The sequence below is a fragment of the Paracoccus sp. KR1-242 genome (genome assembly GCF_049446195.1).
In the GTDB taxonomy this organism is placed as follows: domain Bacteria; phylum Pseudomonadota; class Alphaproteobacteria; order Rhodobacterales; family Rhodobacteraceae; genus Paracoccus; species Paracoccus broussonetiae.
Map to the genome: position 1 here is coordinate 197443 of NZ_JBMSED010000012.1, position 23536 is coordinate 220978.

General features: G+C 64.7%; 22 protein-coding genes. 15 read left to right on the top strand and 7 right to left on the bottom strand.

Features of this window, described 5'->3' with window-relative positions; genetic code table 11:
• The first annotated feature begins 2 nt into the window (after positions 1-2).
• The 3 genes from ACO2Q4_RS18500 (at position 3) to ACO2Q4_RS18510 (ending at position 3661) form a co-directional block, all read left to right on the top strand.
• Positions 3-1856: an ABC transporter ATP-binding protein gene (locus tag ACO2Q4_RS18500; protein ID WP_423321068.1), complete on the top strand. Its 1854-nt coding sequence runs from the start codon at positions 3-5 to the stop codon at positions 1854-1856.
• Complete coding sequence (locus ACO2Q4_RS18505) at positions 1853-3073, top strand: class I SAM-dependent RNA methyltransferase (protein WP_423321070.1); 1221 nt, start codon at positions 1853-1855, stop codon at positions 3071-3073. Before ACO2Q4_RS18500 ends, ACO2Q4_RS18505 begins: the two co-directional genes overlap by 4 nt.
• A 66-nt stretch (positions 3074-3139) precedes the next feature.
• Positions 3140-3661, top strand: coding sequence for a L,D-transpeptidase family protein (locus ACO2Q4_RS18510; RefSeq protein ID WP_311757772.1), 522 nt, complete (start codon positions 3140-3142; stop codon positions 3659-3661).
• A 99-nt stretch (positions 3662-3760) separates the two neighbouring features.
• Here ACO2Q4_RS18510 and ACO2Q4_RS18515 read toward each other — a convergent pair whose 3' ends face one another.
• Positions 3761-4324 carry a CAP domain-containing protein gene (locus ACO2Q4_RS18515; protein ID WP_423321072.1) on the bottom strand — a complete coding sequence of 188 codons (564 nt, stop codon included), beginning with the start codon at positions 4322-4324 and terminating at the stop codon, positions 3761-3763.
• 226 nt (positions 4325-4550) lie between these two features.
• Here ACO2Q4_RS18515 and ACO2Q4_RS18520 point away from each other — a divergent pair, with 226 nt between their 5' ends.
• Positions 4551-5204: a L,D-transpeptidase gene (locus ACO2Q4_RS18520; protein ID WP_311757774.1), complete on the top strand. Its 654-nt coding sequence runs from the start codon at positions 4551-4553 to the stop codon at positions 5202-5204.
• Between the two features lie 47 nt (positions 5205-5251).
• Here the strand turns inward: ACO2Q4_RS18520 and hemH are convergent, their stop codons facing one another.
• Complete coding sequence (hemH, locus tag ACO2Q4_RS18525; RefSeq protein ID WP_395131500.1) at positions 5252-6283, bottom strand: ferrochelatase; 1032 nt, start codon at positions 6281-6283, stop codon at positions 5252-5254.
• Complete coding sequence (locus ACO2Q4_RS18530) at positions 6280-7122, bottom strand: methyltransferase domain-containing protein (protein WP_423321074.1); 843 nt, start codon at positions 7120-7122, stop codon at positions 6280-6282. Before ACO2Q4_RS18530 ends, hemH begins: the two co-directional genes overlap by 4 nt.
• A gap of 31 nt (positions 7123-7153) precedes the next feature.
• Between ACO2Q4_RS18530 and ACO2Q4_RS18535 the strand changes: the two genes are divergently transcribed.
• Genes ACO2Q4_RS18535 through ACO2Q4_RS18550 form a run of 4 tightly spaced genes read left to right on the top strand, consistent with a single transcriptional unit; the run spans position 7154 to position 9538 of the window.
• Entirely contained in the window at positions 7154-7882 is a 729-nt protein-coding gene (locus tag ACO2Q4_RS18535; protein WP_423321076.1) for a double zinc ribbon domain-containing protein, read from the top strand.
• 39 nt (positions 7883-7921) lie between these two features.
• On the top strand, positions 7922-8185 hold the full coding sequence (grxC, locus tag ACO2Q4_RS18540; protein WP_395131506.1) for a glutaredoxin 3: 264 nt from the start codon (positions 7922-7924) through the stop codon (positions 8183-8185).
• On the top strand, positions 8182-9036 hold the full coding sequence (locus tag ACO2Q4_RS18545; RefSeq protein WP_423321078.1) for a carbon-nitrogen hydrolase family protein: 855 nt from the start codon (positions 8182-8184) through the stop codon (positions 9034-9036). The genes grxC and ACO2Q4_RS18545 overlap by 4 nt, the downstream gene beginning before the upstream one ends.
• 7 nt (positions 9037-9043) lie before the next feature.
• A complete protein-coding gene (locus tag ACO2Q4_RS18550; RefSeq protein WP_311757780.1) occupies positions 9044-9538 on the top strand; it encodes a MarR family winged helix-turn-helix transcriptional regulator in 495 nt (164 codons plus the stop codon).
• A 49-nt stretch (positions 9539-9587) separates the two neighbouring features.
• Here ACO2Q4_RS18550 and ubiG read toward each other — a convergent pair whose 3' ends face one another.
• Complete coding sequence (gene ubiG / locus ACO2Q4_RS18555) at positions 9588-10340, bottom strand: bifunctional 2-polyprenyl-6-hydroxyphenol methylase/3-demethylubiquinol 3-O-methyltransferase UbiG (RefSeq protein ID WP_423321080.1); 753 nt, start codon at positions 10338-10340, stop codon at positions 9588-9590.
• Positions 10341-10391: 51 nt separating this feature from the next.
• On the opposite strand from ubiG, the gene pip reads away from it, so the two are divergent.
• From pip to infB, 6 genes are all read left to right on the top strand, one after another.
• Positions 10392-11390, top strand: coding sequence for a prolyl aminopeptidase (gene pip / locus ACO2Q4_RS18560; RefSeq protein ID WP_423321082.1), 999 nt, complete (start codon positions 10392-10394; stop codon positions 11388-11390).
• A gap of 9 nt (positions 11391-11399) precedes the next feature.
• The gene (gene tspO / locus ACO2Q4_RS18565; protein WP_423321084.1) at positions 11400-11840 is read left to right on the top strand and encodes a tryptophan-rich sensory protein TspO; all 441 of its coding nucleotides are present in this window, start codon (positions 11400-11402) and stop codon (positions 11838-11840) included.
• Positions 11841-11991: 151 nt separating this feature from the next.
• Positions 11992-12600: a ribosome maturation factor RimP gene (gene rimP / locus ACO2Q4_RS18570; protein WP_311757784.1), complete on the top strand. Its 609-nt coding sequence runs from the start codon at positions 11992-11994 to the stop codon at positions 12598-12600.
• A gap of 3 nt (positions 12601-12603) precedes the next feature.
• The gene (nusA, locus tag ACO2Q4_RS18575; RefSeq protein ID WP_311757785.1) at positions 12604-14220 is read left to right on the top strand and encodes a transcription termination factor NusA; all 1617 of its coding nucleotides are present in this window, start codon (positions 12604-12606) and stop codon (positions 14218-14220) included.
• Positions 14221-14235: 15 nt separating this feature from the next.
• Positions 14236-14853 carry an RNA-binding protein gene (locus tag ACO2Q4_RS18580; RefSeq protein ID WP_311757786.1) on the top strand — a complete coding sequence of 206 codons (618 nt, stop codon included), beginning with the start codon at positions 14236-14238 and terminating at the stop codon, positions 14851-14853.
• An 8-nt stretch (positions 14854-14861) separates the two neighbouring features.
• Positions 14862-17414, top strand: coding sequence for a translation initiation factor IF-2 (infB, locus tag ACO2Q4_RS18585; protein WP_311757787.1), 2553 nt, complete (start codon positions 14862-14864; stop codon positions 17412-17414).
• Positions 17415-17850: 436 nt separating this feature from the next.
• On the opposite strand, the gene mutT is transcribed toward infB, so the two are convergent.
• From mutT to ACO2Q4_RS18600, 3 genes are read right to left on the bottom strand one after another with little or no spacing between them, the layout of a single operon-like run.
• Complete coding sequence (mutT, locus tag ACO2Q4_RS18590; protein WP_311757788.1) at positions 17851-18249, bottom strand: 8-oxo-dGTP diphosphatase MutT; 399 nt, start codon at positions 18247-18249, stop codon at positions 17851-17853.
• Positions 18246-19667 carry a bifunctional glutamate N-acetyltransferase/amino-acid acetyltransferase ArgJ gene (gene argJ, locus ACO2Q4_RS18595; RefSeq protein ID WP_395131526.1) on the bottom strand — a complete coding sequence of 474 codons (1422 nt, stop codon included), beginning with the start codon at positions 19665-19667 and terminating at the stop codon, positions 18246-18248. Before argJ ends, mutT begins: the two co-directional genes overlap by 4 nt.
• Before the next feature lie 3 nt (positions 19668-19670).
• Positions 19671-20516, bottom strand: a complete 846-nt coding sequence (locus ACO2Q4_RS18600; protein WP_311757790.1) for a peptidylprolyl isomerase — start codon at positions 20514-20516, stop codon at positions 19671-19673.
• Positions 20517-20735: 219 nt separating this feature from the next.
• On the opposite strand from ACO2Q4_RS18600, the gene secA reads away from it, so the two are divergent.
• Entirely contained in the window at positions 20736-23441 is a 2706-nt protein-coding gene (secA, locus tag ACO2Q4_RS18605; RefSeq protein ID WP_423321088.1) for a preprotein translocase subunit SecA, read from the top strand.
• Positions 23442-23536 lie beyond the last annotated feature (95 nt).

Sequence of the window (23536 nt, forward strand, 5' to 3'; positions counted from 1 at the left end):
AGATGCATGACTACTTCGCCCGCATGATCGACGCCTTCCGTCCGGCCGATGGACCGCCACCGCGCAGGCTGATGGCCTTTTTCCGCTGGTGCCTGTCGGGTGCCTGGCCGGGGCTGACGCTGGCGGCCATCGCATCGGCGCTTGGCGGAGTTGCGGATGTCATCTCGGCGATCCTGCTGGGCTGGGTGATCGACGCCGTGGTCGTGACCCCCGCCGACCAGATCTGGGCGCAGCATGGCGGGCTGATCATCGGCTTCGTGCTGTTCTTCCTTGTCGCCCGCCCCGCGATCTTCGGCCTGTCCACCGCCAGTTCCAGCGTCATCATCGGGCCGAACGTGCTGCCGTTGGTCCTGTCGCGGCTGCATCGGTGGACGATGGGTCATTCCGTCACATTCTTCGACAACGACTTTGCCGGGCGCATCGCGCAAAAGCAGATGCAGACCGCGCGTGCAGTGACTGACGTCGCCTCGGAAATGGTGAACGTCGTCGCCTTTGCGCTGGCCTCGGTGCTGGGGTCGGCGGCGTTCCTTGTCTCGATCGACGGCTGGGGCGCGATCGCGCTGCTGGTCTGGCTGGCCTCCTATATCGTGCTGATCCGCTTCTTCCTGCCGCGGATCCGCACGACCTCGGCCGGGCGGGCCTCGGCACGGGCGATGGTGACCGGGCAGGTCGTGGACACGATCACCAATATCAAGACCGTCAAGCTGTTCGCCCATGCCGATCACGAGGATCGCGCCGCACTTGGCGCGATGGCGGGCTTTCGCGAACGCGCGCTGGATTTCGGCCGCGTCAGTTCGTGGTTCCGCTTGTCTCTGATGGCCGTGGCCGGGGCGCTGCCGGTGATCCTGGTCGGCGGCACCATGCTGCTGTGGCGCGAAGGGCTCGCCACTGCCGGCGACATCGCGGCCTCGGGCGCGATCGCGATGCGGCTTGCGCAGATGACCGGCTGGGTCAGCATGGCGCTGATGGGGGTCTGGGGCAGCATTGGCGAGGTCGAGGACGGGATGCAGACCCTGTCCCCGCCCCACGGCCTGACGGACGCGCCCGATGCGCTAGTCCTGGGCCGGGTCGCGGGCCGGATCGATTTCGACCATGTCGATTTCGCCTATGGCCGGACCGAAGGCGGTATCCGCGACCTGGACCTGCATGTCGCCCCCGGCGAGAAGCTGGGCATCGTCGGTGCCTCGGGCGCGGGCAAATCCACGATGGTGTCGCTGCTGCTGCGGCTTTACGACGTGGAACGCGGCACGGTCAGGATCGATGGCCATGACATCCGGCAGGTGACGCAGGAAAGCCTGCGCCAGAACATCGCGATGGTCACGCAGGAAACCGCAATGTTCAACCGCTCGGCCCATGACAACATCCTGTATGGCCGTCCCGACGCCACCGAGGCAGAAGTCATCGCCGCCGCGACCGCCGCCGAGGCGCATGAGTTCATCCTGAACCTGCGCGACCATGCCGGGCGCAAGGGCTATGACGCCCATCTGGGCGAGCGGGGCGTGAAGCTGTCGGGCGGGCAGCGGCAGCGGATCGCGCTGGCCCGCGCCCTTTTGCGCGATGCCCCGATCCTGGTGCTGGACGAAGCGACCAGCGCCCTTGACAGCGAGGTCGAGGCGCAGGTCCAGGACGCCCTGCACCGCGCCATGCAGGGCAAGACGGTGCTGGCGATTGCCCACCGGCTGTCCACCATCGCCGAGCTTGACCGCATCGTCGTGATGGAGGCCGGGCGCATTGTCGAGCAGGGCAGCCATGCCGAGCTGCTGGCGCTTCAGGGCACCTATGCCCGCTATTGGAACCGCCAGTCGGGCGGGTTCCTGGGAACCGACGAAGACGAGACGACCGAGGCTGCCGAGTGACCACCTGGAAGATCGAGCGGCTGGGCCGCAAGGGCGACGGCGTCGCCCTGACCGAAGACGCACGCGCGCTGGCCGCGCTGACCCTGCCCGGCGAGGTGATCGAGGGTGAGGACATCGATGGACGCATCGCCGCACCCCGCATCCTGTCCCCCTCCGCCGATCGGGTGCGCCCGGCCTGCGCGCATTACCGCGCCTGCGGGGGCTGTTCGCTGATGCATGGCTCGGACGCGTTCGTTCGCGACTGGAAGGTCGGCGTCGTGACCGAGGCCCTGCGCGCACAGGGGCTGACCGCGCCGGTGGCGGGTGTCCATGTCTCGCCCCCCCGTTCGCGCAGGCGGGCGGTCCTGTCGGCGCGGCGCACGAAAAAGGGCGTGCTTCTGGGCTTTCACGCCCGTGCCTCGGACATCATCGTCGAGATTGCGGATTGCCATGTCCTGCGCCCGGCCATCCAGGACGCGCTGCCGCTGCTCCGCCAGATCGTCACGACCGGAGCATCGCGTGCCGGTGAGCTTTCGCTGACCGTGACCGAGACGACCTCGGGGCTTGATGTCGCGGTCACGGGGGGCAAGCCGCTTGACCCGCCGCTGTTCGAGGCGCTGGCTGGTCTTGCTGACCGGGGCGATCTTGCGCGGCTCAGCTGGGGCGACCAGTCGATCACGCGGCGTCCGCCGATGGTTTCCTTTGGTCGCGCCAGCGTCGTGCCGCCGCCCGCCGCGTTCCTTCAGGCCACGGCCGAGGGAGAGGCCGCGCTGGCGGGCGCCACCCGCAGCATCGTCGGGGATGCTGCGCGCGTCCTTGACCTGTTCGCGGGCTGCGGCACCTTCACCCTGCCTTTGGCCGAACAAGCCGAGATTCATGCCGTCGAAGGGTTGGCCGCGCCCCTTCAGGCGCTGCAGGCTGCTGCGCGCAAGACTTCGGGATTACGTCGAATCACCACCGAGACCCGCGACCTTGCCCGCCGTCCGCTATTGGCGGACGAGCTGGATTATGACGCGATCGTGATCGATCCGCCACGGTCCGGGGCCGAAGCGCAGGCGCGTCAGATCGCCCTTTCCCGTGTTTCGCGGCTGGCCTGGATCAGCTGCGATCCTGTGACTTTTGCAAGGGATGCGCGGATTCTCGCCGAGAAGAACTGGACCATCACACGGCTTTTCATCGTCGATCAGTTCCGCTGGTCGCCCCATGTCGAAACCGTGGCGGAAATTCGCCGAAGCTAGCCCGTTGGCGGCCCCTGTGCTATCTCATCCCCCAAGAAGCGGTGCAGAGGCACTCTGAGGGCAGTGATGATACGGGCAATTCGCGCAGGGATCGCGGTCATCGCGGTTTTCTTGCTGGCTAACTGCGGCGGTGACAGCGCGCAGCCGCGCAGCAAGTTCAAAAGCTATAACGGTCCGCCGGTGACTCAGGTCGTCGTCAAAAAGGGCGAGCGCAAGATGTACATGGTCAGCGGCACACAGGTGATCGCCAGCTATGACGTCAATCTTGGCAACCAACCGGTGGGCGCAAAGCAGTTCGAAGGCGACGGCAAGACGCCCGAGGGCATGTATTTCATCGATCGCAAGAACCCGCGCAGCCGCTATCACCTGTCGGTCGGGATCTCTTATCCCGCGGCCAAGGATATCGCCTATGCCGCCTCGATGGGATTGCGGCCGGGCGGGGACATCATGATCCACGGGCTGGGACCGGATGGACGGATGCTGAACCGCCCGGACTGGACCGCTGGCTGCATCGCGGTCAACGATGAAGAGATCGAGGATATCTTCGCCATGCTGAACACCGGCGTTCCCGTCTTCATCTACCCCTGACGGAACGACCGCGTCCTGGCAGACAAAGGAAAAGGCCCCGGAGTTCCGGGGCCTTCCTCATTTCCGGGCATCGCCGGGCATGGCCCGGCGATCCGGCCGTCACTGGGTCGAGGCCATCGCGAAACCACCAGGCGCCGCCGGCGTGGCCATCGAGTTGGAACCGGTCAGCAGCACCCACCAGATCTTGCCCGACGGCTCCTGATACCAGCCGATGCCGAAATCGCTGACGCTGGGGTCCATGATGACATCGCGGGTGTCGCGGTTCTGCATCCAGGCGTTCAGCGTGGTGATCTCGTTCTCATAGGTTTCCGAGATGTTCTCACCCACCAGATGCGCGGTATAGCCTTGGCGCCGGACCCGGTCGAGCGGCGAGGAGCCGTCCGAACCGAAATGCCAGGCGCGGTTCTGCGCCGACATGTCGCGGGCATGGGCCTTGGCAGCGGCGTCCAGCATCGGGTTTTCCGTGACCGGCGTTGCGCCGACATTGGCGCGCAGCTGGTTGATCTGACCGGCAAGGCGCGCGGGGATCTGGGCTTCTTCGCGCGGCGTGATCTTGTAGGCCACGGGGATGGGCTGACCATCGGGGCCAAGCTGCGGCTGCTGCTTCTGGCAGGCGGTCAGCGCAAGAACGGAGACCAGCGCAATGGTTGCAAATTTCATCATGTCGTTCTGTCCCGGAGAAGATTTTGCGACAGCCATACAAAAGCGTGTGACTGCCTTCAAACCCAAGATTGCGTGAGCGCAACAGCCTGAGGCTCTGTTGCGACAATGACGCTTGTTTGAATTGCGCGCCACTTCGGGGGCGCGTAAGGCCCAAATCCATAAGCTCATCGCAAATCGGGCAGAGAAGGCCGCTTGAGGCGGCTCGGAACAAATTCAGGAGCGACAGATGATCACGCCGAAAAATCCGGTCTCGCGCCGGAAATTTCTGACCACCTCGGTGGTGGTCGGGGCAGCCGGGCTTGCAGCGCCGGCCATCGCCCAGCAAATCGACCCTTATACCGGGCAGCCGTTGCAGGGGACCGGCGGGGGCGCCACGCCCGACGCGGGCATGGTCCAGTACGACCAGACGCAGGATTCGCGCCGCAACATCTCCAGCTTCCGGATGCAGGACTGGCAGCCCTATTTCAGCAGCCTGACCAATGGCGCGATTCTGGTCGACCTGACCTCGCGCGCGCTGCATTTCTGGTCCGAGGACCAGTCGGTCTACAAACTGTTCCCGACCTCGGTCCCGGTCAGCAAGGATTTGACCCGCACCGGTCGGACCGAGATCATCAAGAAGGTTGTCGGCCCGACCTGGTCGCCGACGCCCGAGATGAAGAAGCGCAACCCCGAATGGCCGGATTTCGTGCCCGCGGGTCCGGACAACCCGCTTGGCACCCACGCGCTGTGGCTGAGCTGGCAGTATTACCGCATCCATGGCACCCACGACACGCGCAAGATCGGCCGCAAGTCCTCGAACGGGTGCATCGGCCTTTACAACGAACACATCAAGCAGCTTTACGACCTGACCACGGTCGGGACGCAGGTGCTGCTGATCTGAGCGAGACGCTCAACCCGGACAGGAAAGGCCCCCGAGGGGGCCTTTTTTCATATCCAGCCGCCAAGGTTCTCGGCGATGATCGCGGTCAGCACGTCCAGATGCGAAGGCTCTGCATTAAGACAGGGGATATAGGTGAACTCCTTGCCCCCGGCATGCATGAAAGCCTCGCGAATCTCGCCCTGAACCTCCTCCAGCGTTTCGACGCAATCGGCCGAGAAGGCAGGCGAGATCACGGCGATCTCGGTGATCCCGCGCCGTGCCAGGTCGGCGACATGTTCCACCGTATAGGGACGCAGCCACTCTTCCTTGCCGAAGACCGACTGGAACGAGGTGTCGATGACATCGCTGTCCCAGCCCAGCCGCGCGCCCAGCAACCGCGAGGTCTGCTGGCAATGGCAATGATAGGGGTCGCCCTCGGTCAGGTAGCGTTTGGGCATCCCGTGATAGCTGGCGACCAGCTTGCGCGGCACCGCGCCCCCCAAGGCGCGCGTGACCGAGCCCGCCAGCGCCTCGATATAGTCGGGTCGAGCGAAATAGGGGGCGACGGTGCGGGCGGCAGGTTGCCATTTCTGCTGCATCAACGCCCGAAAGAACTGATCGTTGGCCGTGGCCGAGGTCGCGCCGGCATATTGCGGGTAAAGTGGCAGGAACAGGATCCTGTCGCAGCCCGCCTTGACCATCCGGTCGACCACCGAAGGGGTCGAGGGATTGCCGTAGCGCATGCAGTAATCGACCATCACCCGGTCGCCCCAAAGGGCGGTGGCCCGCTCACGCAGGCCCGCCACCTGCTGCTTGGTGATGGTCATCAGCGGGCTTTCATTCGCCTCGTTGTTCCAGATGCTGCGGTAATTCGCCCCCGAGCTGAACGGCCGCTTGGTCAGGATGATGCCTTGCAGGATCGGCTGCCATTTCCAGCGCGGCAGGTCGATGACCCGTTCATCCGACAGGAACTCGTTCAGGTAGCGGCGCATCGACCAATAGTCGGTGGCATCGGGCGTCCCCAGATTGGCGATCAGAACGCCGATCCGCCGGGCCGGGATCGCGGGATGGTCGGCGGGCGCGTGTTCGGGACGGGTCATTCCTGCGGTTTCCTCATGCTCGCAAGGGCCTCGGCCAGCGGCATCTTGGCCGAACCGGGCCGCAGGGGGCGTTGCTGACTGGCATCTGGTGCCCATCCGGTCAGGAAGACCAGGTCGAAGGTCGCCCTGATCCGCCCGGCATTCGCCGGATCGGGATGGGATTCGGCATAGATCGCGGCCGCGCGCATCAGCACCTCGCGGCGCGTCGGGTGGCGCAGGCGACCGGACAGGGCGTTCCCCTCGCCCATGCCGCGCAGGTCATGGGCCAGGTGGAACAGGTCGCGATAGCTGACATGGCGGGTGATCTGGTCGGCGACCGGCAGCGCCAGACCGGCGCGCCCAAGCAGCCCTCCAAGGTCACGGATCTCGGCCATCGGCACGACGCGGGGCGAAAGCCCCCCCGTCACCTCGACCTCGGCCCGCGTCAGCGCTTCGCGCAATTCGTTCAGGCTGCGTCCGCCGGGACAGGCCGCGACGAAAAGCCCGTCAGGCCGCAGCGCGCGGGCACATTGCACGATCTGGCCGACGGGATCCTCGGCCCAGTGCAGCGCCATCGCGTGGATCACCAGGTCATGCGCGCCAGGTTCAAGATCCAGCTCGGGCTGATCGGGCACGATCTTCGCCCCCGGGATGGCGCTGGACCAGAAGCCGGGCATTCCGGTCACGACGGCGACGTCGCTAAACCTTCTGTTTACCTCTTCCCGCCTATCCTCGATCTCGTCGGCGACGAGTCGATGCAGGAAGTCGACAGGACCGGCGCTGATGGCGCGGGCGCGGTTGCGTTCAAGCGCGGCGCGGTCCGTTAGGCCGGGAATGGAGCTTTTTCGGATGGCTGTCATGGGGGCGCACAATAGGGGGCTTCGCGGGCTGATGAAAGGCGCATTGCGGCTGGTTTATCCACCCCAATGCCTGTGCTGCGCGAAGCCGGTTTCGGACGAAGGCGGCCTGTGCCCGGACTGCTGGGCCGAGGCGCAGTTCATCTCGGGCACCTGTTGCACGCGCTGTGGCGCCCCCTTGCCGGGCGCCGGGCTGGAGGAGGATGAAGACAGCCTGATCGTCTGCGACGACTGCCTGCACCTGCCCCGACCCTGGCTGCGGGGACGCGCCGCGCTTGTCTATCGCGGAACCGGGCGCAAGCTGGCCCTGATGCTGAAGCATGGCGACCGCCCGGACCTGGCCCCGGCGCTGGGGGACTGGGTCGCGCGCGCAGCAGATCCACTGATCCGGCCAGACATGGTGATCGTGCCCGTCCCGGTCCATCTGCGCCGGCTTGCGCGGCGGAAATACAATCAGGCCGCGCTGCTGTCGGAACGCGTGGCCCGCGTACATCACCTGACCCACCTTCCCCATGCCCTGCTGCGCCGGCGCGACACCCCGATGCAGGATCACGGAACCGTCGGCGACCGCTTCGCCAATGTCGCACAGTCGATGCAGGTGGCGTCGCGCGCTGCCCCGATGATCGAGGGGCGGGCGGTCCTGCTGGTCGATGACGTCATGGCCTCGGGGGCGACGCTTGCCGAAGCGGCGGGGGTGCTGCGCGATGCGGGTTCCGGCCCGGTTTCGGTCGTGGTTCTGGCGCGCGCGGTCAAGGATACCTAGATAGGAGGCAACGGAACCGCAAATCTGGAAGCAGCCGAGATGACCAAGGTCGAAATCTATACGACGCCCACCTGCCCCTATTGCATCGCAGCCAAGGCTCTGCTGACGCGCAAGGGCATCACCTTTGAGGAAACCGATGTCAGCCGCGACCCCAGCCTGCGCGTCGCGATGACCCAGCGTGCCGGTGGTCGCCGTACCGTTCCGCAAATCTTCATCGGCGGTCAGCATGTGGGCGGCAGCGACGACATCCACCTGCTGGATCGGCAGGGCAAGCTGGACGAGCTGCTCGGCATCTCGGCATGACATCGGCGCCGCTTACGGCAGGGCTGGTGCAGCTTTGCGTCTCGGACGACCCCGAACGCAACCTGCCGCAGACACGGGCGCTGATTCGCGAAGCGGCCGCGGGCGGGGCATCCCTTGTGCTGACGCCCGAGGCCACGAACCTGCTGAATGCCGACCGCGAGACCCAGGACCGCCTGCTGCGGACCGAGGCCGAGGACCTGACCCTGGCCGCCCTGCGTGAGGACGCGCGCGCGCTTGGGATCTGGCTGCTGATCGGGTCTCTGTCGCTGAAGACGGACGAGGCCGGGGACGGGCGCTTTGCCAATCGCAGCTTTCTGGTCGCGCCCGATGGCGAAATAAGGGCGCGCTACGACAAGCTGCACATGTTCGATGTGACGGTCTCGGACACCGAGTTCTATCGAGAATCGCAGGCCTTCCGCCCCGGCGGGCGGGCGGTTCTGGCCGATGGTCCCTGGCCGCTGGGAATGAGCGTCTGCTATGACCTGCGCTTTCCCTATCTTTACCGCGATCTGGCGCAGGCGGGGGCGACGGTCCTGACCGTTCCGGCGGCGTTCAACGACACCACCGGTGCCGCCCACTGGGAGGTGCTGCTGCGCGCCCGCGCGATCGAGACGGGCTGTTATGTGCTGGCCCCGGCCCAGTCCGGCTTGCATGAAAGCCACCTGTCGCCCGGCCGCAAACCCCGGCGCAGCCACGGGCATTCTCTGGCGGTCGATCCCTGGGGCCGGGTGATCGCAGATGCCGGAACCGAACCCGGCGTGACGCTGGTTGCGCTTGACCCTGCCGAGGTTGTCGGGGCACGGTCCCGCATCCCCTCCCTGACCCATGACCGGGCCTATTCGGGACCATGAAAGAATGATGCCGAGCAAGATCGTGGAAAATCAGACGCTAAGCGCCGAGCCGTCCCCCGACGCGCTTGCCGCGAGCCTGTTTTCCGAGGTGTTCATCGCAGACCAGCTGGCCCGCGACCTGATCGGCAAGTCGCTGCCCAAAGGCATGCAGATCTCGCATTTCTCGGTGCTGAATCTGCTGGCCCATCTGGGGGTCGAACGCAGCCCGGCCGAACTGGCCGAGGCGTTCCACGTCACCCGCGGCGCGATGACCAACACGCTGTCCCGGCTGGAATGGGCCGGGCACATCCATATCCGCCCCGATTGGGACGACGCGCGGCGCAAATTCGTGTCGATCAGCCCGGCCGGTCGCGCGGCCCGCGACGCGGCGCTGGCCGCCTTCATGCCGCGCATCGCGGATGTCGTGCGCGATATCGGCTCGGACCGGGTCCGCGCCGCGCTGCCCGTCCTGCGCCTGCTGCGCCGCCAGCTTGAGGAAGCGCTGAGCCAGGACATGCGCTGACCGGTCGCGCCGCGACCGGTCATGGGTATTTGGAAAACGGTGAAATCGCTCAGGCCGTGCGCAGGGCCGTCATCGCATAGTTGACGGAAAGGTCGCGATGGGACAGCGACCAGCTCCAACCGAGCGGGTTGAAGACCATGCCGCAGCGGTCGACGACCTCAAGCCCGGTCGCAATGGTCATCGTCGCAAGTTCGTCCGGCGTGATGAAGCGGTGCCAGTCATGGGTGCCCTTGGGCAGCCAGCGCATCACCCATTCCGCGCCGATGATCGCCGCGGCGAAGCTGCGCGCGGTCCGGTTCAGGGTCGACTGGATCAGCATTCCGCCGGGCCGCACCAGGTCGCGGCAGGTGGCGATGAATTCGGACGGCTCCGCGACATGCTCGACGATCTCAAGCGCCATGACCACGTCATAGCTTTTGCCCTCGGCCGCGAGCGCTTCCGAGGTGGTGGCGCGGTATTCGATCGGCAAGCCCTGCTCTTTTGCGTGAAGCGAGGCGATGGTGATGTTGCCCTCGGCCGCGTCGGCGCCGGTCACTGTTGCCCCCAACCGGGCCAGCGGCTCGGCCATCAGCCCGCCGCCGCAGCCGATGTCGAGGATCGAGATCCCTGCGAAAGGCTGTGCCGTGTCGCGGTCGCGCCCGAACTGTGCGGCGATCTGGGCTGTGACATAATCCAGCCGCGTCGGGTTCAGCATGTGCAGCGGCTTGAACTTGCCCTGAGGATCCCACCATTCGGCCGCCATGGCCTGAAACTTGGCGACCTCGGCCGGATCGATGCTGCTGGTTTGCTGTCTTTCTGTCATCTGGCCGTCCTTCGTATGGCGGGCGCCTGCGGGGCGTTATATAGTCGTCGCATGGACAGATTGGCAGGGCAAATCGGCGGCAATCCATCGCCAGGCAAGCTGCACCCGATGGTCGAGCCTTTCGACCAGCGCCAGATCGACGTTGGCGACGGCCATGTCCTTCATGTCGAGCAAAGCGGCAATCCGCGCGGCGTCCCGGTCATCGTCCTGCACGGCGGTCCCGGCGGCGGATGCAGCCCCTATATGCGGCGTTTCTTCGATCCGCGGCATTATCGCGCGATCCTGTTCGATCAGCGCGGCTGCGGGCGTTCGCGCCCCCATGCCGAGGTGCGGGCGAACACGACCCAGCATCTTGTTGCCGATATCGAGCGGATCCGCACGGAACTGGGGATCGAGCGAGCGATCCTGTTCGGCGGGAGCTGGGGGGCGACACTGGCCCTGACCTATGCCGAAGCGCATCCCGACTCGGTTCTGGCCCTTGTCCTGCGAGGCGTGTTCCTGGGCCGGCGGGCCGAATTGGACTGGTTCTATGGTGGCGGCGTCGCGCGCTTCTTTCCCGACCGCTGGGCCGAGTTCCAGAAGCCCATCCCCGAGGCTGAACGCGACGACATGATCATCGCCTATCATCGCCGCCTGTTCAGCGGCGATCGCGGGCAGGAGATCCGATATTCCCTGCCCTGGCTTCAGTGGGAAAACGCGCTGGCGGGGCTTGAGATCTCGGGGGCGGGCCATGCGCCGCCGGATTATGCCCGCGCTTTCGCCCGGCTGGAAAACCACTATTTCGCGCATGGCTGCTTTCTTGAGGAAGGGCAGCTTCTGCGTGACCGGCACCGGATCGAGCACCTGCCCGCCTTCATCGTGCAGGGGCGCTACGACATGGTTTGCCCACCCCAGACCGCGTGGGAGCTGGCGCGGGACTGGCCCTTGGCCGACCTGCGGCTGGTTCCCGCCTCTGGCCATGCGCTGAGCGAGCCGCGAATCGCTACGGAACTCGTCCGGGTGATGGATGGTTTGCGTGATGCGGCGCAAGAAGGCGGCCGCGTCGCCTGACGGTGCGAGATGATCTTTCTAAGCCTGATTCTGGCCTGTGCCGCCGCGGCGGCGACCGGCATCCTGTTTCCGCCCGGCGCCTGGTATGACGGACTGCGCAAGCCGTCCTTCACCCCACCACGCTGGGTCTTTCCAGTGGCATGGACCACGCTTTATCTGCTGATCGCCTGGGCCGGGGCGCGTCTGGCCGTTCTTCCGGGCGCGGGCCTGGCGATGGGGCTGTGGGCTGCGCAGGTCGCGCTCAACACCTTGTGGACGCCCGTGTTTTTCGGCGCGCACCGGACAGGTGCAGCCATGGCGGTCATCGCGCTGCTTTGGCTGGTCGTCGCGGCGCTGGTCGTGCAGGCCTTTGGTCTGGATATCTGGGCGGGGGTGATGCTGCTGCCATATCTGGGCTGGCTGACATTGGCCTCGGCACTGAATTTCAGCATCTGGCAGAACAATCGCTAAGCCCCATTCCCGACAGATGCGCGGCTTTTCCTTGCAATTCGCGATTTGGCGGCCTATATGACGCTCAACAGCGGCGCAGGTGTCCAAAGCCTGCCCACCGATAAGATGTGCGGGCCGCTCAGGCCCGCTTTTTGTTTTTGGGATAGCGATCATGACCGACCTCATCGCCAAGACAGCCATTGACCGACGCATTGCCGAGATCATTTCTCCGGTCATCGAGGATCTGGGTTTCGAACTGGTCCGCCTGCGCCTGCAGGGCGGAAAGACTGCCACGCTGCAGATCATGGCCGACCGGCCGGATGGCGGCATCAATGTTGATGACTGCGCCGATATCTCGACCGCCGTCAGCGCGGTTCTGGATGTCGAGGATCCGCTGGAGGATGCCTATCATCTGGAAGTGTCCAGCCCCGGCATCGACCGGCCGCTGACGCGGATGAAGGATTTCGCGACCTTCGAGGGTTACGAGGCGCGGCTGGAAACCAACCAGCCCATCGACGGACGCAAGCGCTTCAAGGGCGTCCTGGCCGGGATCGAGGGTGACGAGGTCCTGCTGAACATCGAAGAGGCGGGCGAGGTCCAGACAATCGGGCTGAATTTCGACTGGCTTTCGGATGCGAAACTGGTCCTGACGGACGAACTGATCGCCGAGATGCTTCGGCAAAAGAAGGAAGCGGGCGTGCAGATCGAGAATCTGGACGAAACCGACTTTGACGAGATCGAAACGGAATCCGGCGAGACCAACGCCGACGCCAAGGAGTGAGGAATGGCCATCACCTCTGCCAACCAGCTTGAGCTTCTCCAGACCGCCGAGGCGGTAGCGCGGGAGAAGATGATCGACCCCGATCTGGTGATCGAGGCGATGGAGGACAGCTTGGCCCGAGCCGCGAAGTCGCGCTACGGCAGCGAGATGGACATCCGCGTCCACATCGACCGCAAGACAGGCAACGCCACCTTCACCCGCGTCCGCACCGTGGTCGAGGATGACGCCGTCGAGAACTATCAGGCGCAACTGACCGTCAAGCAGGCGCAGCCCTATCTGGACAACCCCCAGATCGGCGACGAGATCGTGGATCAGGTCCCCCCGGTCGAACTGGGCCGGATCGCTGCGCAATCGGCCAAGCAGGTGATCCTGCAACGCGTCCGCGAAGCCGAACGCGACCGCCAATACGAGGAATTCAAGGACCGCGCCGGCACCATCATCAACGGTGTCGTCAAGCGCGAGGAATATGGCAACATCATCGTCGATGTCGGCCGTGGCGAGGCGATCCTGCGCCGCAACGAAAAGATCGGCCGCGAAAGCTATCGTCCGAACGACCGCATCCGCGCCTATGTCAAGGACGTGCGCCGCGAAAGCCGTGGCCCGCAGATCTTCCTGTCGCGCACCGACCCGCAGTTCATGGCCGAACTGTTCAAGATGGAAGTGCCCGAGATCTATGACGGCGTGATCGAGATCAAGGCCTGCGCCCGCGATCCGGGGTCGCGCGCCAAAATCGCCGTGATTTCCTATGACAACTCGATCGACCCGGTCGGGGCCTGCGTCGGCATGCGCGGTTCGCGCGTTCAGGCCGTCGTCGGCGAGCTTCAGGGCGAGAAGATCGACATCATTCCGTGGTCGGATGATCAGGCGACGTTCCTGGTGAACGCGCTGCAACCGGCCGAAGTCGCGAAAGTCGTGTTCGATGAAGACGCGTCGCGTATTGAAGTTGTCGTCCCCGATGAACAACTAAGCCTTGCGATCGGCCGTCGCGGCCAGAACGTGCGTCTGGCCTCGCAGCTGACGGGTCTGGATATCGACATCCTGACCGAGGAAGAGGAATCGAAGCGTCGTCAGGCCGAGTTCAACGCCCGGACGAAGCTGTTTGTCGACGCCCTGGATCTGGACGAGTTCTTCGCCCAGCTTCTGGTCGCCGAAGGCTTTACGAACCTCGAAGAGGTCGCCTATGTCGACCTTGACGAGCTGACCTCGATCGAAGGTGTGGACGAAGGCACGGCGGAAGAACTGCAAACCCGCGCCCGCGAGCATCTGGAAGCGGCCAACCGTACCGCCCTGGAAAATGCCCGCGCCTTGGGTGTCGAGGAAAGCCTGATCGAATTCGAAGGGCTGACCCCGCAGATGGTCGAGGCGCTGGCCAAGGACGGCGTGAAGACGCTGGAAGACTTCGCGACCTGCGCCGACTGGGAACTGGCTGGCGGCTGGACCACCGAAAACGGTCAACGCAAGAAGGACGAGGGCATTCTGGAGCCCTTCGATGTCTCGCTGGAAGAAGCGCAGAATCTGGTCATGACCGCCCGCGTGATGCTGGGCTGGGTCGATCCGACCGAACTGGAACCCGCTGCAGAAGTGGCCGGGGAAACCGAAGACAAGGAGGCCGGGGTGTAACGCCCCGGGAGGCAGATGACACGCGGGGGCCAGACAAAGGACCGCGAGACGCCCGAACGTCGCTGCATCGTGACGGGAGAAACCCAGCCAAAAGCTGGGTTGATCCGCTTTGTCGCGGGCCCCGATGGCGAAGTTATCCCGGATCTGGCCGAAAAGCTGCCAGGTCGCGGCTTCTGGGTCGTCTCGGATCGTGCGGCCTTGGACAAGGCAGCATCTAAAGGCTTGTTTTCGCGAGGGGCAAGGGCGCAAGTTTCGGCCCCTCCGGAACTGCTGGAATTGATTGAAGCCGGGCTTGCAAAGCGTGTGACGAACACGCTGTCGCTGGCTCGCAAAGCCGGTCGCGCCGTGGCCGGCTTCGAGAAGGTCAAGGACTGGCTGGCGAACGGCAAGGCAAAAGTCTTGCTGCAGGCCAGTGACGGATCGGACCGCGGCAAGGGCAAACTCTGGACCCCGCCCGGCGGGCGCTGGTTCGGCTGCCTGACCGCATCAGAATTGGGTTTGTCCTTTGGGCGCGATCATGTCATACACAGCGCGCTTGCGCCGGGGGGCCTGACCGACACGTTGATCAGGGACGCGAGCAGACTGACGGGTCTGCGCGGGCATGACGGCGGTGCATCCGCCGGGAAGGAATGAAAAGCGGAATGAGCGATACTGACGGAAAGAAACCCCTGGGTCTTGGCGGCGGCTCTGGTCGTTCGGGCCAGGTGAAGCAAAGCTTCAGCCACGGTCGGACCCATAATGTCGCGGTCGAGGTCAAGCGCAAGCGCGTTGTCGTGCCGGGAAAACCCGGTGCGGCAGGCGGTTCGCGTTCGGGCTCTCCCGCCGCCATTTCGGGCGACCCCTCGAAACGCCCTGCCGGTATTTCCGATGCCGAGATGGAGCGTCGCCTTGCCGCGCTGAAGGCCGCCAAGGCCCGCGAGGTCGAGGAAGCCGCCCAGCGTGTGGCCGAGGAAAAGGCCCGCGAGGAAGAACGCGAACGCCGCCGGCTTGAGCTGGAGGCGAAGGAGCGCGAAGAGCGCGAGCGCGTCGAAGCGCTTCGGCTGAAAGCCGAAGAAGACGAGCGTCGCGCCCGCGAATCCGAACTGCGCGCCCAGAAAAAGGCCGAGGTCACCAAACCGAAGCCCACCACCGAAGCGCGCCCCGCGCCTGCCGACCGTGCCGCGGCCGAAGCCGCTGCCGCGCGCGCCGAGACCAAGGGTGTCGTCGCGACCGCGCCGCGCAAGACGGAACGTGACCGCGATCCCCGCGGTGGCGCCGACGACCGCAACAACGATCGCAACAAGAACCGCGACGACAACCGCCGCACCGGCAAGCTGTCGTTGACCCAGGCTCTTGACGGCGAAGGCGGACGCCAGCGTTCGCTGGCCGCGATGAAGCGCAAGCAGGAGAAAGCCCGGCAGAAAGCCATGGGCGGACACCAGCGCGCCGAAAAGCAGGTCCGCGACGTCCAGCTGCCTGAAACCATCCTGGTTTCCGAACTGGCGAACCGGATGGCCGAGCGTACGCCCGATGTCATCAAATCGCTGATGCGCATGGGCATGATGGTCACCGCGAACCAGGCGGTCGATGCCGATACCGCGGAACTGGTGATCGACGAGTTCGGCCACCGCGCCGTGCGCGTCTCGGATGCCGATGTCGAACAGGTCATCGACCAGGTCGAGGACAAGGTCGAGGATCTGCAGTCGCGCCCGCCGGTCATCACGATCATGGGTCACGTCGACCACGGCAAGACCTCGCTTCTGGATGCCATCCGCAAGGCGAATGTCGTCTCGGGCGAAGCCGGCGGGATCACGCAGCATATCGGCGCCTATCAGGTGAAAACCGAATCCGGTTCGCTGCTGACCTTCCTTGATACGCCCGGCCACGCCGCGTTCACCTCGATGCGTGCCCGTGGCGCGCAGGTGACGGATATCGTCGTGCTGGTCGTCGCCGCCGATGACGCGGTCATGCCGCAGACGATCGAGGCGATCAACCACGCCAAGGCCGCCAAGGTGCCGATGATCATTGCGATCAACAAGGTCGACAAGCCGGGTGCGAACCCGCAGAAGGTCCGGACCGACCTGCTGCAGCACGAAGTCGTCGTCGAGGCGATGTCGGGCGAAGTGCAGGACGTCGAGGTTTCGGCCAAGACTGGCAAAGGCCTGGACCAACTGCTTGAAGCCATCGCGCTGCAGGCGGAGATCCTTGAACTGAAGGCCAACCCGGAACGCGCCGCGTCCGGCGCGGTGATCGAGGCGAAGCTCGACGTGGGCCGCGGCCCGGTCGCCACCGTCCTGGTCCAGAACGGCACCCTGAAGCGCGGCGACATCTTCGTCGTCGGCGAACAATGGGGCAAGGTGCGCGCGCTGATCAACGATCAGGGCGAGCGCGTCGAAGAAGCTGGTCCCTCGGTTCCCGTCGAGGTCCTGGGCCTGAACGGCACGCCCGAAGCGGGTGACGTCCTGAACGTCGTCTCGACCGAGGCACAGGCGCGCGAGATCGCGGATTACCGCGAGCAGGCCGCCAAGGACAAGCGCGCCGCTGCTGGTGCCGCCATCACGCTGGACCAGATGCTGGCCAAGGCAAAGGCGGACAAGAACGTCGCCGAACTGCCGGTCGTCGTCAAAGCCGACGTGCAGGGTTCCGCCGAGGCCATCGTCCAGGCACTGGAAAAGATCGGCAACGACGAAGTCCGCGTCCGCGTTCTGCATTATGGCGTCGGCGCGATCACCGAGTCGGATATCGGCCTTGCCGAGGCAAGCCAGGCGCCGGTCATCGGCTTCAACGTCCGGGCCAATGCTCCGGCGCGGAATGCCGCCAACCAGAAGGGCGTCGAGATCCGCTACTACTCGATCATCTACGACCTGATGGATGACATCAAGGCGGCGGCCTCGGGCCTGCTTTCGGCTGAGGTCCGCGAGACCTTCATCGGCTATGCCGAGATCCGCGAAGTCTTCCGCGTCACGGGCGTCGGCAACGTCGCCGGCTGCCTGGTCACCGAGGGTGTGGCCCGCCGTTCGGCAGGCGTCCGCCTGCTGCGCGACAACGTGGTCGTCCACGAAGGCACGCTGAAGACGCTGAAGCGCTTCAAGGACGAGGTCAAGGAAGTCCAGTCCGGCCAGGAATGTGGCATGGCATTCGAGAATTACGACGACATCCGCAAGGGTGACATCATCGAGATCTTCGAACGCGAGGAAGTGCAGCGTAAGCTGTAATTTCTACAGACATGACAATCGTGAAGGGGCGGATGCGGAGACGTGTTCGCCCTTTTCGATTCCGCGGCCACGGCAGCACGCCCGTGCCTGCAGTGCAAAATTCGGCGGCTCCAAACGCGGACGGGGCCCCTTTCGGGACCCCGTCTTCGCGTTCATGGCACTGCTGTTTACCCGTTGGCTTATGCCGCGGTCGCCACCGGCTTGCCTTCGTAAGTCTTGGACCCGACGCGGACAACGATGTTGCCGTTCGGAACCTGCCGCTCGAAGACGCCTTGGACAGAAATACAGCTACCGATCGTAATCGTGCGAATCATATCCGGCTCTCTCTCTCCTACCCGTAATTTCATGATTGCCACAAAATCGTTAAGTCTTAACTAATTTTGTGTAACAGACCGGCAGAATGGAAAGACGCCGACCCGTTTGTTGTCGATAAGTCTCATATCCAGTCTCTGAGGACGGGAATCAACGGGATATCGGCCGGAGGCATGGGGTAATTGCACAAATTTTGCGATTTCACCCATGCGATGTTCTGTCCCTCTTGCGGGATGGGCACCCCTTCCCAGCGTCGGCAGGCATAAAGCGGCATCAAAAGGTGGAATGTGTCATAGGTGTGGCTGGCAAATGACAGCGGCGCCAGGCAGGAGTCCCAGGTCTTGATGCCCAGTTCCTCCTCCAACTCGCGGATCAGCGCGACCTCGGGGGTCTCCCCCGCCTCGACCTTGCCGCCGGGAAACTCCCACAGGCCCGCGAGGGACTTGCCCTCGGGGCGCTGCGCCAGAAGAATGCGACCATCCTTGTCGATCAGGGCGACGGCCGCCACCAGCAGGATCTTCATGAACGGTAATCGGCGTTGATGTCGATATAGCGATGGGTCAGATCGCAGGTCCAGACCGTGCGTTTCGCGCGGCCCAGCCCCAGGTCAACGCCGATCACAAGGTGATCGCGCTGCATATAGGCGCTGGCCTTGTCCTCGTCATAGGCCGGCGCGCGCCAGCCATTCTCGGCAAGGACCAGATCGCCGAAGCGGATGGTCAGCTTGTCGCGGTCAGCCACAGCGCCGGACTTGCCGACGGCCATGACCACGCGACCCCAGTTCGCATCCTCGCCCGCGATCGCGGTCTTGACGAGCGGCGAGTTCGCGATCGCCATGGCGACACGGTGGGCATCCTCGGGCGTCGCGGCGCGCGTGACGCGCACCTCGACGAACTTGGTCGCCCCCTCGCCGTCTTTCACGACCTGCTGGGCCAGATCCAGCATGACCTCTCCCAAGGCCTTGGTGAAGGCCCGCCCGGTGGCCGAGCGCAGCTCGGTAATGGGGGCCGCCGCGGATTTCCCCGTGGCCGCCACGATCAGCGCATCCGAGGTCGAGGTGTCGCTGTCCACGGTGATCGCGTTGAAGGTGCTTGCCAACTGGCCGTTCAGCATCCGCTGCAACAGCGCCGGCGCGATCTTCGCATCAGTGAAGATATAGACCAGCATGGTCGCCATATCGGGCGCGATCATGCCCGAGCCCTTGGCAATACCGACGATGTTGATCTTGCCGCCCTCGCCCTCGAAGCTGGCGGTCGCGCCCTTCGGGAAGGTGTCGGTCGTCATGATCGCCCGCGCCGCCTCGGCCGCGCCATCGGCGCTGAGCCCGTTCGCAAGCTCGCTGATGACGGCGGTGATGCGGTCCGCCGGAAGCGGCTCGCCAATCACACCGGTCGAGGATGAGAAGACCCGGTCGCGGGGGATCGACAGCGCCGAAGCGACGCTGCCGGTAACCTTGTCCACCGCCTCCTGGCCATTCCGGCCGGTAAAGGCGTTCGCGTTCCCCGAGTTCACGATGATCGCGGCGCCTTGCCCCACATCCTGCTTCAGCGCCAGCTTGGCCTGGCAGTCAAGGATGCTGGCCGCACGGGTCGATGATCGCGTGAAGGCTCCGGCAATGGCGGTGCCGCGCGCAAGACGCACCAACATCACGTCGGTGCGCCCCTGATATTTGACGCCCGCAGCGCCCGAGGCAAACTCGGCCCCGGCCACCAGCGGAAATTCGGGAAACTCCTCAGGCGCGAGCGGCGAGACGAGCTTTTCCTTTTTCTGCGGGGCCGGCTTTCCGACCGTCTGGGCAAGCGCGCGCGTTGCGGCCTCGACACGGGTCTCGGTCGGGGCTGCACCGCTTTCCGAAGTCTCCTGAAGCTTCTTCAGCTTCTTCTTCAGCTTCTTGAGCTTCTCGGCGTCGGAAATCTTCACCTTCTTCTCGGCCTTGGCCATGGATCACTCTCCCAGCAGATCGGTCTTGCCCAGCAGGTCCGGGCTCAGGCCCTCGGTCTTTTCGACCTTGGAGTCGGCGACGCGCTTCTCGATCTCGGCCTGGACCTTGTCACGGCGGACCTGAACGGCAAGCTGGTCCTTGACCTCTTCCATTTTCGGCGGCTGCACTTCGCGCTGGTCAAGCAGCTTGATGACATGCCAACCGAACTGGGTTTCGACCGGCGCCGAAACTTCGTCCTTTTTCAGGGTCTTCACTGCGTCCGAGAAAGGGGCGACCATCTGCTCGGGCTGGAACCAGCCCAGATCACCCTTGTTCGGGGCGGAGCCGGGATCGGTCGATTTCTCGGCCGCGATCGCGCCGAAATCACCGCCATCCTTCAGCTGCTTCTCGATCGCTTCTGCCTCTTCCTTGGTTTTCACCAGGATATGGGCAGCGTTGTATTCGGTCTTCGGCTCGGTCTGGCCGCCGAACACCTGGTCATAGGCGGCCTTCAGCTCGTCATCGGTCGGCTCGGCAGCAGCGACCTTTTCCAGAACCGAACCGGCCAGATAGGCACGGCGCTCAATCTCAAGCCCCGCCTGGTCACGCTTGCTCAGTTCCTTGCCGGCGGCCTGCGCGACCGCGGTCTGACGGATCATCTGGTCCAGCATCAGGTCCCAGACGGCGGTGTCGGGCAGGCCCTGAACGGCTTGCTCGTCAATGCCCTGGCGCATCGCGATCAGCTGGCCCAGGGTGATTGCCTCATCATTGACCTTTGCGACGACCGTGTCGGCATCCTGGGCAAACGCGGGCGCCGAACCGAACGAGACGGCGACAAGGGCGGTGGCGGCAAGAAGCGATTTCAGCATCTGATTCCCTTTCCTGGGATTGGTTCATTTCCGGCACGTCTACATGACGCAAAACGGCGCAAGCGTTGACAGTCTGGCCTCCGACGCATACATCCGGCGCAACCGAAAATGCGCGCCCGTCGCCATTTTTCCGGCCCATGTGATAGGGCATGGCGAATGGTGGCGGCAAGTGGGCGGAACGTCCGGCGCTTCCACAGATACGCGATTTTGAAGGCTCACATGCTCGGCATCGGAAACTTGGCTAAACTGGTCTTTGGAACGCCCAACGACCGCAAGGTAAAATCTGTGCGCCCGCTGGTCGCCCAGATCAATGCTCTGGAAGAAAAATTCCGCGCGATGTCCGACGCGGAGCTGATCGCAAAGACGCGAGATTTGCAGGGTCGTGCCCAGGGTGGAGAGGATCTGGACAAGCTTCTGCCCGAAGCTTTCGCCAACTGCCGCGAAGGTGCCCGCCGTGCACTTGGCCTGCGCGCTTTCGATACGCAGCTGATGGGCGGGATCTTCCTGCACCAGGGAAACATCGCCGAAATGAAGACGGGCGAGGGCAAGACCCTTGTCGCGACCTTCCCCGCCTATCTGAACGCGCTGGCGGGCAAGGGCGTCCATGTCGTCACCGTCAACGATTACCTCGCAAAGCGTGACGCCGAATGGATGGGCAAGGTCTTCCGCCATCTCGGCCTGACCACTGGTGTCGTCTATCCCTTCCAGCCCGACGAGGAAAAGCGGCAGGCCTATCAGGCCGACGTGACCTATGCCACGAACAACGAGCTGGGCTTCGACTACCTGCGCGACAACATGAAGGGCTCGATCGACCAGATGGTCCAGCGCGGCCACTTCTTCGCGATCGTCGACGAAGTCGATTCGATCCTGGTCGACGAGGCCCGCACGCCGCTGATCATCTCGGGCCCATCGCAGGACCGCAGTGAGCTTTACAAGACGCTCGATCATTTCATGCCCGAGCTGACTGAAGAACATTACAAGCTGGACGAGAAGACCCGGAACGCGACCTTCACCGAGGAAGGCAACGAGTATCTGGAAAAGCGGCTTCAGGCCGCTGGTGTCCTGCCTGAGGGCCAGACCCTCTATGACCCCGAATCGACCACGATCGTGCATCACGCCAACCAGGCGATGCGCGCGCACAAGCTGTTCCATCGTGACCAGCAATACATCGTCCGCGATGACGAGATCGTGCTGATCGACGAGTTCACCGGCCGCATGATGAAGGGCCGCCGCCTGTCCGACGGCCTGCACCAGGCGATCGAGGCCAAGGAAGGCGTCCAGATCCAGCCCGAGAACGTCACGCTGGCCTCGGTCACTTTCCAGAACTACTTCCGCCTGTATTCGAAGCTGGGCGGCATGACCGGCACCGCCGCCACCGAGGCAGACGAATTCGCCGAGATCTACAAGCTGGGCGTCGTCGAGGTTCCCACGAACCGTCCGATCCAGCGGATCGACGAACATGACCGCGTCTATCGCACCGCGGCCGAAAAATATTCCGCCGTGCTCGAAGCGATCAAGGAAGCCCATGCCAAGGGCCAGCCGATCCTGGTCGGCACCACCTCGATCGAGAAATCCGAGATGCTGTCGCAGATGATGACCGAGGCGGGCATCGTCCATAACGTCCTGAACGCACGCCAGCACGAGCAGGAGGCGAAGATCGTCGCCGACGCCGGCAAGCTGGGCGCCGTCACCATCGCCACCAACATGGCCGGCCGCGGCACCGACATCCAGCTGGGCGGCAACGTCGAGATGAAGGTTATGGAGGCGCTGGCCGCCGATCCCGAGGCCCATCCCGACGAATTGCGCGCCCGGATCGAGGCCGAGCACGCGAACGACAAGCAGGTGGTTCTGGATGCGGGCGGGCTGTTCGTCCTTGCGACCGAGCGCCACGAAAGCCGCCGCATCGACAACCAGCTGCGGGGCCGCTCGGGCCGCCAGGGCGACCCCGGCCGTTCGCTGTTCTTCCTGTCGCTGGAAGACGACCTGATGCGCATCTTCGGGTCTGAGCGCCTGGACAAGGTGCTTTCGACGCTGGGCATGAAGGATGGCGAGGCAATCATCCACCCCTGGGTCAACAAGTCGCTTGAGCGCGCGCAGGCCAAGGTCGAAGGCCGCAACTTCGACATCCGCAAGCAGCTTCTGAAATTCGATGATGTGATGAACGACCAGCGCAAGGCGATCTTCAGCCAGCGCCTCGAGATCATGCATACCGAAGAAGTGGCCGAGGTCGCGGCCGACATGCGCGCGCAGGTCATCGACGACATGGTCGACGAATTCCTGCCGCCGCGCTCCTATGCCGAGCAGTGGAAGATCGACGGCCTGAAGGACGCGATCATCGAACGGCTGAACATGGACCTTCCCGTCAAGGAATGGGCCGCCGAAGATGGCGTCGACCATGACACCATGCGCGAACGCATCCAGCAGGCCACCGACGCCTATATGGCGCAGAAGGCCGAGCAGTTCGGCGAAGACAACATGCGCCAGATCGAAAAGCAGGTCCTGCTGCAACAGATCGATTCGAAGTGGCGCGACCACCTTATCACGCTGGAACACCTGCGTTCGGTCGTGGGCTTCCGCGGCTATGCGCAGCGCGACCCGCTTTCGGAATACAAGACCGAGGGGTTCCAGCTGTTTGAGACCATGCTGGACGGGCTGCGCTATGACGTGACCCAGCAACTTGCCCGCATCCGCCCGCTGACCGATGCCGAGCGGGAAGAGATGCTGCGCGACTATCAGCGCCAGCAGGCTGCCGCCCAGGCCGAGATGCAGCCGGTGCATGAGGAGGCCGAAGGCGGAGAGATCTCTGCTCGCGTCGCCGGCTTTGACGAGACCGACCCCACCACTTGGGGCGACCCGGCGCGGAACGACCCCTGCCCCTGCGGCTCGGGCAAGAAGTTCAAGCACTGCCACGGCGTGCTGGCGTGATCGGGGGCCTTCGGGCCCCCTTTTCACACCTCGCGGGACGCAAGGGGGCAACTCGCGACGCCTGCGACTTCACTGTTTCTCAAATACCCACTGCG